The following is a 12,966-nucleotide window of genomic DNA, read 5'->3' as shown; positions in this document are numbered from 1 at the left end:
CGGTCCCGCCGTGTCGTGGGAAACAGGAAGCCGCCCGCGGGAGATGGGTCTCCGCGGACGGCCTCTGTTACCTGTGGTGGTTCAGCGGGAGCCCGGCCGGCACGCTGTGCCAGGGGGCCTCATGACCTCCGTGAGTCTCCGGCCTTACGGCTGTTCGGGCCTGTCGCGATCCATGCCGAGCTGACCTTCGACCCGCTGTTGCGCGTCGTCGACCTGGTTCTCGTACTTCTTGCCCGTCTTCTCGTTGACTTTCCGTTCCGCGGCGTCGGACATGTCCTTGCCCTTGCTGCCCTTCGCCTGGTTCTTGAATCTGTCGAGGATGCCCATCCAGAGCTCCTTCCGGAGGTGACTCGCCATCGACGATACGCCCGACTCACGAGCCATGCTCCTTTTGTCACCGTATGGTCTGGACCTCTCGGCCGCTACGGTGAGACCGGCACAACCCGCCCGTGCGGGGGCGGGAGCCGGAGAGTCAAGGGGAGGGACGCATGACGCGTCTGAGGGGCGGAGCGACTGCCACCGTCAGGACCGGACTTGCGGCGATCGCCGCCATGGCTCTCGTCACCGGGTGCGAAGGCATCGAAGCGGGCGGTTCCTCGACGGACAGCGGTGCTCCGGCGCCGGCGCCGGACGGTCGTGCCGTCAGCCCGCTGAAGAACCCGGACGGCACCGAGCCGGGACTCGCGCCCGTGACGAGCGAGACCGACGAGGCCGCCGCCCGCAAGCTCATCGAGACCCTGCGGACGAAGGGACGCGGGCCCAGGACGGGCTACGACCGGGACGAGTTCGGCTACGCGTGGATGGACACGGCCGAAGGAGTCCCGCTGGCCCGCAACGGCTGCGACACCCGCAACGACCTGCTCCAGCGCGACGGTCAGAGCCTGCGCTTCCGCTCCGGTTCCGACTGCGTGGTCATCGCCATGACACTGCACGACCCCTACACCGGTACGACCATCGAGTGGCGCAAGCAGAAGGCCACCGAGGTGCAGATAGACCATGTCGTCCCACTGTCCTACAGCTGGCAGATGGGCGCCGCACGCTGGTCGGAGGACAAGCGCGAGCAACTGGCCAACGACCCGCTCAACCTGATGCCGGCCGAGGGTCGCGCCAACTCGTCCAAGGGCGACTCCGGACCCGCGTCCTGGCTCCCGCCGAACAAGCAGATCCGCTGCGCCTACGCGGTCCGCTTCACCCAGGTCGCCCTCAAGTACGAACTGGCGGTGACCGCGCCCGACCGGCAGATGATGCTGAAGCAGTGCGGCGGTTGAGCGCCGACGGCAGTCCTGGTCCGGGGTGCGGAGAGGGCGTTGAGCGGCCCTGGCGGCACTCGGGCGGCACTCGGGCAGCACGTGCGAAAACGGCTTTCGCCCTCCCGCACCCGTCCCTACGGTGACCGCATGGATCTGAAGATGTCGAGTCTCGCCGAACGTCCCGACATGCACGGGCTGGTCGTCGACATGGCGAGCAGCTGGCCGGAGTTCGTGACGCAGGACCTCGTGGGCGACTCCCACTACGGTCGCATAGCCACCGAACTCCCGCAGTACGTGCTGTTCGCCGAGGACGAGCGGGGCGAGGTCGTCGCACACGCCTACAGCGTGCCGTTCGCCCTCGCCGTCGAAGGGCGGAGCGAACTGCCCGCCCGGGGTTGGGACGCGGTGCTCACCTGGGCCTTCGCCGACCTGCGCAGAGGCGTGGCCCCCGACACCGTCAGCGCGATCGCCATCACCGTCGCCCCTCACATGCAGGGCCGCGGACTGTCCGCCCGCATGCTGTCGGCGATGCGCGACAACGCCCGCGCCCAGGGTTTCCGGGAGGTCGTCGCCCCCGTCCGCCCCAGCGCCAAGCACCTGGAACCACACACGCCGATCGAGGAGTACGCCCGTCGCGTACGCCCCGACGGGCTGCCGCACGACCCGTGGCTGCGCGTCCACGCCCGGGCCGGCGCCACCCTCCACTCCGTGGCACCGGCCTCCATGACCGTGTCCGGCTCGCTGGAGCAATGGCGCGACTGGACCGGGCTGCCCTTCGACACCGAGGGCGACATCGAGGTGCCGGGGGCGCTGGTGCCGGTGCGCTGCGAACCGGAGCGCGGATACGCGGTGTATGTCGAGCCCAACGTGTGGATGCGGCACCCGCTGTAGTCGACGTAGCCGACCAGGGGCCGCCGCGGTGCCGCGCCCTCGTGCTGTCGACGCGCAGCACATACGGCTCGCCCTCGGTGGCCACGTACAGGGTGCAACCGTCCTTGCCGTCCTTCTCGTGCAGGACGGTCGCGGGCGTGCCGTCGACGGTGGTGGCCGTGCTGCGGGTCGCGTCCGAGTGGCCGTCCTCGGCATCGCCGAGCACCGTGTTCAGGTCGCAGAAGCTCACGATGTCCTGGGCGTCCTGGCCCTTCGCGGACGTCTTGGTCCACTTCCCGGCCGGCATCGCCACGGCCGCGTCGGTGTCCGCCTCGGACTCGCCCTCGCTCTGGGCGCGCAGGAACGCCTCGTCGTACTTCATGTAGACGGTGTCGCCGGTCTTGATCAACTCGGGCTCGCCCTCGACCGCTCTCCTCGTCGGGGATGTCGCCCTTCATGGGCAGCGATGAGGCACCCGTGGTGAACCGGGTCAACACGATTCACGGCGATGGGTTCGTACACGGGCGTGAATGCATGGATCTTGAGTACGCCGGTATGCTCGGCGCCACACACGGACGCGGGGACGACACGAGGCTTACATGGACCCACGCGGGACGATGAGGGGAGCCGGGCCGTGCAGGACAACGCGACAGAGGTGACCGCCGCCGGAATCGCGCGGCTCGCCGGTGTCGGGCGTGCCGCCGTCAGCAACTGGCGGCGTCGGCACGCCGACTTCCCGAAGCCGGTCGGCGGCACCGAGACCAGCCCGTCCTTCGCCCTCGCCGAGGTCGAGGCCTGGCTGCGTCATCAGGGGAAACTCGCCGAGGTCCCCCTGCGTGAACGCGTCTGGCAACAGCTCGCCGGCCACCCCGAGGGACCGGTCACGGCTCTCACCCACGCCGGTTGCGTCCTGCTCCTGATCCACGACCGCCCCACGGTGTGGCTGGAGGTGAGCGCGGGCTCCGACGAGCGGCTCGCCGCGATGCTCCCAGGCGCGCTGGAGCAGGTGCTCGTGCCGCGCTTCGGCGCGCTGCGGGGCGGGCGCGGAGGTGGCGGACGGGAGGTTCGCACGCCGCAGGGTGTGAACTCGCCGCGGTCTGTGAACAGCCTGGGTGCCGTGAACACTGGCGGCCCCGCAAACACCACCTCCACGTCCACCACGTCCACCACTCCCGCCACCCCCGCCATCCACGCCCCCAGCGGCCCCGCCCTCCTCCCCTCCGCCCCCCTCCTCCGCGGCGCCGCCGAACTCGCCGCCGAGCTGGGCGCCCGCCAGACCTTCGAGTTCCTTCTCGGCCGGCACCTCAACGCCAACCCGCGCCAGTACACGCTCACCCCCGCCGAACTCGCCGGCCTCATGGCCGACCTCGCCGGCCCCGCGCGCACCGTCCTCGACCCGGCCTGCGGCACCGGCGCCCTGCTGCGCGCCGTCACCCCGCGCCCCGGCCAGGAGCTGTACGCCCAGGACAGCGCCCCCGACCTCGCCGCGCTCACCGCGCTCCGGCTCGCGCTGCACGCCGGGGTGACCGTGCGCGCCGCCGCCGCCGACACCCTGCGCGCCGACGCCCACGCCGGACTGCAGGCCGACGTGGTCCTCTGCCACCCGCCGTTCAACGAGCGCAACTGGGGGCACGACGAACTCGCGTACGACCCCCGCTGGGAGTACGGCTTCCCGGCGCGCAACGAGTCCGAGCTGGCCTGGGTGCAGCACGCGCTCGCCCGCCTCAAGGACGGCGGCACCGCCGTCGTCCTCATGCCGCCCGCCGCCGCCTCCCGCCGCTCCGGCCGCCGTATCCGCGCCGACCTGCTGCGCCGCGGCGCGCTGCGCGCCGTCCTCGCGCTGCCGGTCGGCGCCGCACCGCCGTACAACATCCCGCTCCACCTGTGGGTGCTGCGCCGGCCCGAGAGGGCGCCCGCGCAGCCCGAGGTGCTGCTCGCCGACGCGGGGCAGTTCGCGACCGAGGGGCGTGGCGGGCCGGACTGGCGAGCCGTGCGGGAGGCCGTACTCGACGCCTGGAGTGCCTTCGACAAGGCGGGTCGTCTCGACGAACGGCCCGGCCTGGCCTGCTCGCTGCCCGTCATCGCGCTCCTGGACGACGACGTGGACTTCGCCCCGGCCCGCCACCTGCCGCCCGCGCCGGCGGCCGACGGCGCCGAGGCGCTCACCGCGGTGCGCGAACGCCTCGGCGAGACCCTGCGCCTGACCGCCGACCTCACCCCGCCGCCCCCCGCGGCCGGCGCACAGCCCACGCGCTGGCCGCTCACCACCGTCGGCGAACTCGCGCGCGGGGGCGCGCTGGTGATGCGTACGGGCGGAAACGGCGGCCACGCGCGCGTGCCCGTCCTCACCGACCACGACGTCCTCGCCGGAAACGCCCCTTCGGGGACGCTGCCCGAGAGTGATGAGGAGGCCGTCCTCATGGAGGCCGGTGACGTCGTGGTGCCGGTGCTCGGCGGCGGCTCGGTGACGCGCGTGATCGACGACGCCACGGCGGGGGCCGCCCTGGGGCGCAACCTCGTGCTCCTGCGCCCCGATCCCACGGTGCTCGACCCGTGGTTCCTCGCCGGCTTCCTGCGCGGCACCGCCAACAACCGCCAGGCCAGCAGCTACGCGTCCACCGCCACCCGGCTCGACGTGCGCCGCCTCCAGCTGCCCCGGCTCCCGCTCGACGAACAACTTCGCTACAGCGCGCGCTTCCACGCCCTCGACGACTTCGAGCGGGCTCTCAGGAGTGCGGGCCGACTCGGGGAGCAGCTCGTCCGCGGAATGTACGACGGCCTGACGGACGGGACGGCCGCGCCCGGCTGAGGCGGAGCGATCAGCACGGCACCGGGCGGAGCGATCGGCACGACAACGGGCGGAGTGACCAGCATGACAACGGTTCGGTACAACCCAGGACCGGTTGTCCGTGTCGGCCTATACGCTCGAAGCGACAATCGTGCGACCGGCGTTGCCCGACGTCGGCCGCACTGGTGCGTCCACCTCAGACTCCAGGAGATTTCATGCATGGCCACGGCTACACGCAGCCGGTGAAGCAGCCGCCCCCGACGGGGTGGCTGGTCTTCCTGCGCGTGCTGTTCGTGGCGCTCTCGTTCTTCAGCATCGGCATCCTGGCCTGGGCGATGCTGCTGCGCCTGGCGATCGTCACGCGCAAGGGGGTCGACTGGGGTCTGTTCGTCGCCGCGTTCGTGAACGTCATCCTCGCGCTCGTGCTGCTCGGCACCGAGCCCGGCGACGAGGTCCACACGGTGGGCGGCTGGACGGGGATGATCCTGCTCCTCGGCGGGCTCGTCGCCGTGACCGCGTACTACCTCGCGGCGGACGTACGCCACTTCCACCAGCTCCGCTACGGCGCCTACGCACCGCAGTCCGGACCGGCGCCCACACCGGCGCCGGCGTACGGCTACCCGCGGGCCGCGGCGCCGACACCGTCCCCGTACACCGCGACGACCATGCCCCAGACGCCTGCGGCGTCGCACAGCCCGCACACGCCGCAGCCTTCGCAGACACCGCAGCCGCCCCTGCCCACCACCCCGCCGCCCCACCGGCCCGCGCCCGCCCGCATCGACCAGGTGCGCGCCGAGCTCGACGAGCTCAGTGACTACCTGCGCCGCCAGGACGGCCACCACGACGGCAACCACGACGGCCACCACAACGGCAATCACGAGGGCGGAAGGTGAGCGTGACGACGGGACGTGTCGTCGCCGGCCGGTATGAACTGTCCACGCTCATCGGGCAGGGCGGCATGGGGCAGGTCTGGACGGCCTACGACCAGCGGCTCGACCGGCGCGTGGCGGTGAAGCTGCTGCGCCCCGACAAGGTGGCCGGCCAGGAGGCGGACGAGCTGCGTCGCCGCTTCGTGCGCGAGTGCCGGGTGACCGCTCAGGTCGACCACCCCGGCCTGGTCACGGTCCACGACGCGGGCAGCGAGGGCGAAGAGCTGTTCCTCGTCATGCAGTACGTCGACGGCGCCGACCTCTCCGACCACCTCGCCGAGCACGATCCGTACCCGTGGCAGTGGGCGGTCGCGGTCGCCGCGCAACTGTGCGCCGTGCTGAGCGCCGTGCACGCCGTGCCGATCGTCCACCGCGACCTCAAGCCGCGCAACGTGATGGTGAAGCAGGACGGCACGGTCACCGTCCTCGACCTCGGCGTCGCGTCCGTGATGGACGCGGACACCACCCGCCTCACCCACACCGGCACCCCCATCGGCTCGCCCGCCTACATGGCCCCCGAGCAGGCGATGGGCGGCGCGGTCGGCCCGTACACCGACCTGTACGCACTCGGCGTACTCCTGCACGAGCTCCTCAGCGGAGACGTCCCGTTCGCCGGCTCGACGGCCCTCGGAGTGCTGCACCGCCACCTGTACGAGCCTCCGCTGCCCGTGCGCCGTATCCGCGCCGAAGTCCCGGAGCCCCTCGAAGCGCTCGTCCTGCGCCTGCTCGCCAAGGACCCGCAGCACCGCCCGGCCTCCGCGCAGGACGTGTACGAGGACCTGGCGCTGCTCCTGCCCGCGCGCGGGATGCCCACGGGGGCGCCCCTCGACCCGACCCGCCCCTTCCTGCGCCCGCACGCCCCCTGGCCGGACCGCGCCCGTACGCCCGCGCCCCAGCCCGCCCCCGCCGCGACCGTGCCGCCCGCCGCCGAGAAGCCGGACGTCGCCCGGGCCGTCGACGAGGTCAAGCGTCTTCTCGGCGAGGGCCGCATCACCCAGGCCGTCGACATCCTCGGAGCGATCCTGCCGGCCGCGGCCGAACAGCACGGCGAGCGTTCCCCGGTCGTCCGCACCCTGCGCAAGCAGTACGCGGCCACCCTCATGGACGACGGCCAGTACCGGCGCGCGCTGCCCGAACTGCGCCGCCTCGCCGACGAACGCGCCGCCGAGGCCGGCCAGGCCGACCCCCAGTCGCTCCGCTACCGCTACGAGGCCGCCCAGTGCCTGGAGCAGCTCGGCGAACCGGCGGCGGCGCTCGCCGAGTACCGGGCGCTGCTGCCGTACTACGAGAACCAGTACGTGGCGGGAGACCCGGAACTCGCCCACGACGTCCGCCGCCGCATCGGCCACCTCCTCCTCGCCCTGGGCGACCGCGCCGCCGCCCACGACACGCTGGTACGGCTGCTGCACGACGCGGAGCGCCTGCACGGCCCGGGCCACCCCTTCGCGGCGGAGATCCGCCGGACACTTCAGTGGCTGGGCCAGGTGCGCGGTTAGGTGCGCGGCCGCAGGGGCGCGAAGGCCCTGCACGCCAAGACGTACCGCAGCCGCCGTGGCCGGTGAGGCGCGGCGGTGCCAGAAGTACTGCCGAATCGTTGGTCGAATGGGTTGGCCAGAGCTTGCCCACTGCCTACCATCGATCACCGCAAGACCTTGTGCACCGCCGCACAAACTCCTCGGGAGGCTTCCTTGCACCGCCGTCGTCGCACCGCGCTCCTCCTCTCCGCCGCGATCGCCGCGGCCCCCCTCATCACCGCCTGCGGAAACGACGCGCATCCCGGCGCGGCGGCCGTCGTCGGCGGCCAGCGGATCACCGTCTCCCAGCTGGAAACCCGGGTGAACGAGGTGCGCGCGGCACAGCGGGCGGCGGTACCGGACGACGCGCAGTACGAGCAGGCGATCGCCAAGACCGGCACGCTCTCCCGAGACACCCTGCACAACATGGTCCTGGAGCGGGTGCTGCAGCGCGCCGCCCAGGACGCGGGCGTGAGCGTCAGCCGCAAGGAGATCCAGCAGATGCGCAGCGGCCTGGAGGAGCAGACCGGCGGCTCCAAGGCCCTGGAGGCCGCCTGGCTGCAGCAGTACGGCATCGCCCCCGAGCGCCTCGACGAGAACCTCCGCCTCCAGCTGGAGGCCCAGAAGCTCGCCACCAGCCTCGGCACCAACACCGGCGACCCCGCCTTCTGGAACGCCCTGGCCGAGGCCTCCAAGAAGCTGAACGTCGACCTCAACCCGCGCTACGGCACCTGGGACGCGGACAAGAGCAGCCGCGTCGACACGAAGACGCCGTGGGTGCGGGACGTCACGACGACGGAGACGCAGCAGACGGCCTGACCGCACCGCGGGGTTGTTCATACGATCACACCGAGCCCCCCGCCCTGTGGACAACTTGATCGCCTCGTCGGCGGCGTGCGTTAGCTTCGAATGGTGAACGCAACCAGCCCCGAAGCCGCCACCGCTCCCGAGCCCGTCACCGGCCGCATCGTCCTCCTCACCACCAGCCACCGCGTCGCCCCCGGCCTGCTCTCCTGGCCCGCCTGGCAGGCACTGCACGCCGCCGACCGGGTGCTGTGCGCGGACGGCGCGCACCCGCAGCTGCCGTATCTGCGCGAGGCGGGCATAACGGTCGACGAGGCGTCCCCGACCGCCGAGGAACTGATCGACGCGTGCGCCGGTGGACGGACGGTCGTCGTGGTCGCCACCGGCGAGGGCGAGCCGGCCCTCACGGACGGCCTGGCACGCCTCGCGGGCTCCGGCCGCGTCCACATGCCCGACCTGGAGCTGCTCCCCGCCTCCTACGACCTGCCGGGCGCCCGCCTCCTCGACCTCGTCCAGGTCATGGACCGCATCCGCGCCGAGTGCCCGTGGTCGTCCCAGCAGACCCACAAGGGCCTGGCGAAGTACGGCATCGAGGAGGCGTACGAACTCGTCGAGGCCATCGAGGAGGGCGACCGCGACGAACTCCGCGAGGAGCTGGGCGACGTCCTGCTCCAGGTGGTCTTCCACGCCCGCATCGCCGAGGAGGACTCCGAGGCCCCCTTCTCCATCGACGACGTCGCCGGCGGCATCGTCACCAAGCTCATCCACCGCCACCCGCACGTCTTCGGGGACGAGACCGCCACGACCCCCGAAGAGGTCAAGGAGCACTGGCTGCGCACGAAGGCGATAGAGAAGCAGCGCGAGTCGGTGACGGACGGCGTCCCCCTCGGCCAGCCGGGCCTCGCCCTGGCGGCGAAGCTGGCGTCGAGAGTGCGGACGGCCGGCCTGGGCGTGCCGTTGCCGGCGGCCGAGGGCGTCGGCTACGACCTGCTCGCACTGGCGGTACGGGCCGAGGCGGAGGGCGTGGATCCGGAGGCGGCCCTACGAGCGGCGGCGCGGACGTACCGGGACGCGATCAGGCGGACGGAGACGCAGCCGGACACGCAGCCCGAGACGCAGGGGGAGGGGGAGCGAGAGGGATAGAGAGAGGGACGGTAGGGAGACGTACCGCAAGGCTGCCGTCATGGGTCATCCCGCCGCCAGGAAGGCCCCCGCCAAGAAGCCAGCTACCGTCAAGGAGTGACCGACCAGCCCACCCCCACGAGCCCTGCCCCCGAACTCTTCACCTGGGAGTTCGCGACGGACCCCTACCCCGCCTACGCTTGGCTCCGGGAAAACGCCCCCGTCCACAAGACCGAACTCCCCAGCGGCGTGGAGGCCTGGCTGGTCACCCGCTACACAGACGCCAAACAGGCTCTCGCCGACCAGCGGCTCTCCAAGAACCCCGCGCACCACGACGAGCCCGCGCACGCCAAGGGCAAAACCGGCATCCCCGGCGAGCGCAAGGCCGAGTTGATGACGCATCTGCTCAACATCGACCCGCCCGACCACACAAGGCTGCGTCGGCTCGTCTCCAAGGCGTTCACCCCGAGACGTGTCGCCGAATTCGCGCCCCGCGTGCAGGAGTTGACCGACCACCTCATCGACCAGTTCGCCGACAAGGGCAGCGCCGACCTCATTCACGACTTCGCCTTCCCGCTCCCCATCTACGCGATCTGCGACCTGCTCGGGGTTCCCCGTGAGGACCAGGACGACTTCCGGGACTGGGCGGGGATGATGATCCGTCATGGCGGCGGGCCGCGCGGCGGAGTGGCGCGGTCGGTGAAGAAGATGCGGGGCTATCTCGCCGAGCTGATCCACCGCAAACGCGAGGCCCTGACGGCCGAGAGCAGCCCCGGCGAGGACCTCATCTCCGGTCTCATCCGGGCCTCCGACCACGGTGAGCACCTCACCGAGAACGAGGCCGCGGCCATGGCCTTCATCCTCCTGTTCGCAGGCTTCGAGACAACCGTCAATCTCATCGGCAACGGCACCTACGCCCTCCTCACCCACCCCGAACAGCGCGACCGACTCCAGAAGGCGCTCGCCGCCGACGACACGGCGCTCCTCGAGACCGGCGTGGAGGAACTCCTCCGCTACGACGGCCCCGTAGAGCTCGCCACCTGGCGGTTCGCGACCGAGCCGGTCAGCATCGGCGGGCAGGACATCGCGACCGGCGACCCAGTCCTCGTCGTCCTGGCCGCCGCGGACCGGGACCCGGAGCGGTTCGCCGATCCGGACACGCTCGACCTGTCCCGCCGCGACAACCAGCACCTCGGATACGGCCACGGCATCCACTACTGCCTCGGCGCCCCCCTCGCCCGCCTGGAGGGCCAGACCGCGCTCGCGACGCTTCTCACCCGTCTTCCGGACCTGCAACTCGCGGTGGATTCGGCTGATTTGCGGTGGCGGGGCGGTCTCATCATGCGCGGGCTGCGGACGTTGCCCGTCGAGTTCACGCCGCGTGGCTGACTCGCTCACCTGCGTAAAGGTGACGCGCCCTCAAGTCTGTGATCTTCACGTGATCTGCGCGGCATTAACTTGTGACAAGTGATCGACTGCCTATACGTTCACGCCAGCGCGGCGCCGAGCCTCACCCGCCACGCTGGTCACCGTTGTCTCGCGAAAGGTTTCCGCATGCTCTCCGGGAACGGCCGTCATCGTCGCCCCCGCCAGGCTCCGGCCATCCTTGTGGCGGCCGGGGTGACCGGCTCCGCCATCGCCATCCCGCTCCTCGGCGCCACCGGCGCGAGCGCGGCGACCGGCACCACGTGGGACCAGGTGGCGAACTGCGAGACGGGCGGCTCCTGGAGCGAGAACGCCGGTGACGGGTACTACGGCGGGCTCCACATCGCCCAGGACGACTGGGAGCAGTACGGCGGCCTCGACTACGCCTCGCGCGCCGACCAGGCCAGCCGCTCCCAGCAGATAGCCGTCGCGGAGAAGATCCTCGCGGACCAGGGCGTCGGCTACTGGTCCACCTGCGGTCTGCTCAACGGCCTCAGCAAGGACACTGCGGCGCCCGGCGTCGACACGGGTGTGGCGGACGACGCGACGTCGGGTGCGGAAGATTCGTCCGGCTCATCCGGTTCATCCGGCTTGTCCGACTCCTCCGAGTCGTCGGCGGACTCGTCCGGCGATGCGGCTTCGGACGCGCCTTCGTCGTCCGCGTCGCCCACGCCGTCCGATTCTGACACCGGGTTGGATTCTTCCGGCGAAGCCGACAACTCGGCCAAGTCCGACACATCGTCCGATTCTTCTACAACCCCCGGCGCCTCGCAGGGCTCAAGCGGCGACTCCGACAGTGACTCCATCGGCGCGACGAATCCGGACGACTCGGACAACTTCTGGCAAGAGGGCGGCTCTTCGGCCCTCGTCGACACCGGCTCCCTCGGCGCGGGCAAGCACCGCGGCGACAGCGCCGACGAGACGGCCGCGGCCACGGACGCGGGCGCGGGTACCGCCGACGCCGACACGGGCGCCTCTGCCGGCCGTCATGCCGCCCGCGCGGACTCGTACACCGTCCGCCCCGGGGACACTCTCGCCTCCATTGCCGACTCCCTTGGCCTCCAAGGCGGGTGGCGTGAGCTCTACGCGGAGAACGAGCAGGCGATCGGCGCCGACGCGAGCGTCATCGTGCCCGGTCAGACCCTCACCGTAGGTATCGAATCGGGCGAAAACTAGCGGGAGTTCGCGTCACACTTCGCCACTTAATGTCCGATTTGGCGAAGTGTGGGATGAGTCTCAGAAGCCTTGATCGTCTTTGAAATTCCGCGGATCGCGTGTCTACCGTCGGACCGCTCGCCAACACGAGCCCCGGCCGCCGCAACGCCGAATCCTGCCAGTGGCGCCCGGGAACAGTCGTCGCGTAAAGCGCCGTAGGCAGGAGCGGGGGACCCAAGGTAAGTGCCGGGACCAGCAGTTGAGCTGGGACCGGCTTGGGGTTAAGTCGTGCCGCGCACGAAACAGCGCGAGGCACGGCCGGGCAACTCAACCGGCCCGAACCCGACAGCTCACCTCGCAGGCGTCGGTGAGGGGATCCACCATGCTGTTTTCCGTCAAGGGCAAGCACCGCCGTCCGTCCAAGGCCACCCGTGCCATCGCCATCGCCGGTGTCACCGGTGCCGCCGTCGCCGCCCCGCTGATGGCTGCCGGCAGCGCCTCCGCCGCCACCGCCTCCGAGTGGGACGCCGTGGCCCAGTGCGAGTCCGGCGGCAACTGGTCCATCAACACCGGCAACGGCTACTACGGCGGCCTGCAGTTCTCGGCCTCCACCTGGGCCGCGTACGGCGGCACGCAGTACGCCGCGCAGGCCAACCAGGCCTCCAAGGCGCAGCAGATAGCCGTCGCCGAGAAGGTCCTCGCGGGTCAGGGCAAGGGTGCTTGGCCGAACTGCGGTGTGAACCTGTCGAACTCCGCCTACAACGGCAGTGCCGACACCTCGTCGAACACGTCCAGCGGCTCCGGCAGCTCGGACAGCAGCTCCTCGGACAGCAGCCGTTCGACCGAGCAGCCGGCCTCCCGTTCCGCGGACCGCCCGGCCGCGAAGAAGACCGTCACCACCCCGACCGGCAAGAAGGTCAAGAAGGGCGACGGCGAGTACAAGGTCGTCTCCGGCGACACCCTCAGCTCCATAGCCGAGGAGCACGACGTCAAGGGCGGCTGGGACAAGCTGTTCGAGCTGAACAAGGACATCGTCACCGACGCCGACCTCATCTACCCGGGCCAGCAGCTGCACCTGAAGTAAGGGCTGCTCCTGAAGTAAGGGCTGC

General features: G+C 71.3%; 11 protein-coding genes, 1 pseudogene and 1 riboswitch. Of the genes and pseudogenes, 10 read left to right on the top strand and 2 right to left on the bottom strand.

Going from position 1 to position 12,966, the window contains the following annotated elements; all coding sequences use genetic code 11:
• Positions 1-144: 144 nt before the first annotated feature.
• Entirely contained in the window at positions 145-327 is a 183-nt protein-coding gene (locus QFZ76_RS21880) for an Rv0909 family putative TA system antitoxin (protein WP_307675327.1), read from the bottom strand.
• A 161-nt stretch (positions 328-488) separates the two neighbouring features.
• On the opposite strand from QFZ76_RS21880, the gene QFZ76_RS21875 reads away from it, so the two are divergent.
• Both QFZ76_RS21875 and QFZ76_RS21870 read left to right on the top strand, forming a co-directional pair.
• Positions 489-1,268 (top strand): HNH endonuclease family protein, encoded by a 780-nt coding sequence (locus QFZ76_RS21875; protein WP_307675326.1) that lies wholly within the window; start codon positions 489-491, stop codon positions 1,266-1,268.
• 129 nt (positions 1,269-1,397) lie between these two features.
• Complete coding sequence (locus tag QFZ76_RS21870) at positions 1,398-2,141, top strand: N-acetyltransferase (RefSeq protein WP_307675325.1); 744 nt, start codon at positions 1,398-1,400, stop codon at positions 2,139-2,141.
• A 22-nt stretch (positions 2,142-2,163) separates the two neighbouring features.
• Here QFZ76_RS21870 and QFZ76_RS21865 read toward each other — a convergent pair.
• A pseudogene (locus tag QFZ76_RS21865) lies at positions 2,164-2,602 on the bottom strand (hypothetical protein); the annotation flags it as partial.
• A gap of 152 nt (positions 2,603-2,754) precedes the next feature.
• On the opposite strand from QFZ76_RS21865, the gene QFZ76_RS21860 reads away from it, so the two are divergent.
• The 8 genes from QFZ76_RS21860 (at position 2,755) to QFZ76_RS21825 (ending at position 12,941) form a co-directional block, all read left to right on the top strand.
• Positions 2,755-4,929 (top strand): N-6 DNA methylase, encoded by a 2,175-nt coding sequence (locus QFZ76_RS21860; RefSeq protein ID WP_307675324.1) that lies wholly within the window; start codon positions 2,755-2,757, stop codon positions 4,927-4,929.
• Positions 4,930-5,123: 194 nt separating this feature from the next.
• On the top strand, positions 5,124-5,801 hold the full coding sequence (locus tag QFZ76_RS21855) for a hypothetical protein (RefSeq protein ID WP_307675323.1): 678 nt from the start codon (positions 5,124-5,126) through the stop codon (positions 5,799-5,801).
• Between the two features lie 38 nt (positions 5,802-5,839).
• Positions 5,840-7,333: a serine/threonine-protein kinase gene (locus QFZ76_RS21850; RefSeq protein ID WP_307680099.1), complete on the top strand. Its 1,494-nt coding sequence runs from the start codon at positions 5,840-5,842 to the stop codon at positions 7,331-7,333.
• Between the two features lie 192 nt (positions 7,334-7,525).
• Positions 7,526-8,170 carry a SurA N-terminal domain-containing protein gene (locus QFZ76_RS21845; RefSeq protein ID WP_307675322.1) on the top strand — a complete coding sequence of 215 codons (645 nt, stop codon included), beginning with the start codon at positions 7,526-7,528 and terminating at the stop codon, positions 8,168-8,170.
• Positions 8,171-8,260: 90 nt separating this feature from the next.
• Positions 8,261-9,298 (top strand): nucleoside triphosphate pyrophosphohydrolase, encoded by a 1,038-nt coding sequence (locus tag QFZ76_RS21840; protein ID WP_307675321.1) that lies wholly within the window; start codon positions 8,261-8,263, stop codon positions 9,296-9,298.
• 96 nt (positions 9,299-9,394) lie between these two features.
• Positions 9,395-10,666: a cytochrome P450 gene (locus QFZ76_RS21835; protein ID WP_307675320.1), complete on the top strand. Its 1,272-nt coding sequence runs from the start codon at positions 9,395-9,397 to the stop codon at positions 10,664-10,666.
• Between the two features lie 165 nt (positions 10,667-10,831).
• Entirely contained in the window at positions 10,832-11,878 is a 1,047-nt protein-coding gene (locus QFZ76_RS21830; RefSeq protein WP_307675319.1) for a transglycosylase family protein, read from the top strand.
• Positions 11,879-12,058: 180 nt separating this feature from the next.
• Positions 12,059-12,236, top strand: a riboswitch (cyclic di-AMP (ydaO/yuaA leader).
• Positions 12,237-12,239: 3 nt separating this feature from the next.
• Complete coding sequence (locus QFZ76_RS21825; protein ID WP_307675318.1) at positions 12,240-12,941, top strand: transglycosylase family protein; 702 nt, start codon at positions 12,240-12,242, stop codon at positions 12,939-12,941.
• The last annotated feature ends 25 nt before the right edge of the window (positions 12,942-12,966 follow it).

Source organism: Streptomyces sp. V4I2 (genome assembly GCF_030817655.1).
GTDB lineage: Bacteria > Actinomycetota > Actinomycetes > Streptomycetales > Streptomycetaceae > Streptomyces > Streptomyces plumbiresistens.
The sequence above is the reverse complement of the archived record's forward strand: the minus strand, read 5'-3'. Positions and strand labels throughout refer to the sequence as shown.

Bases quoted from the DNA above. Each gene is read 5' to 3' on its own strand.
- QFZ76_RS21870 (WP_307675325.1), top strand. From the start codon at position 1,398: ATGGATCTGAAGATGTCGAGTCTCGCCGAACGTCCCGACATGCACGGG.
- QFZ76_RS21855 (WP_307675323.1), top strand. From the start codon at position 5,124: ATGCATGGCCACGGCTACACGCAGCCGGTGAAGCAGCCGCCCCCGACG.
- QFZ76_RS21840 (WP_307675321.1), top strand. From the start codon at position 8,261: ATGGTGAACGCAACCAGCCCCGAAGCCGCCACCGCTCCCGAGCCCGTC.
- QFZ76_RS21875 (WP_307675326.1), top strand. From the start codon at position 489: ATGACGCGTCTGAGGGGCGGAGCGACTGCCACCGTCAGGACCGGACTT.
- QFZ76_RS21825 (WP_307675318.1), top strand. From the start codon at position 12,240: ATGCTGTTTTCCGTCAAGGGCAAGCACCGCCGTCCGTCCAAGGCCACC.
- QFZ76_RS21880 (WP_307675327.1), bottom strand. From the start codon at position 327: ATGGGCATCCTCGACAGATTCAAGAACCAGGCGAAGGGCAGCAAGGGC.
- QFZ76_RS21830 (WP_307675319.1), top strand. From the start codon at position 10,832: ATGCTCTCCGGGAACGGCCGTCATCGTCGCCCCCGCCAGGCTCCGGCC.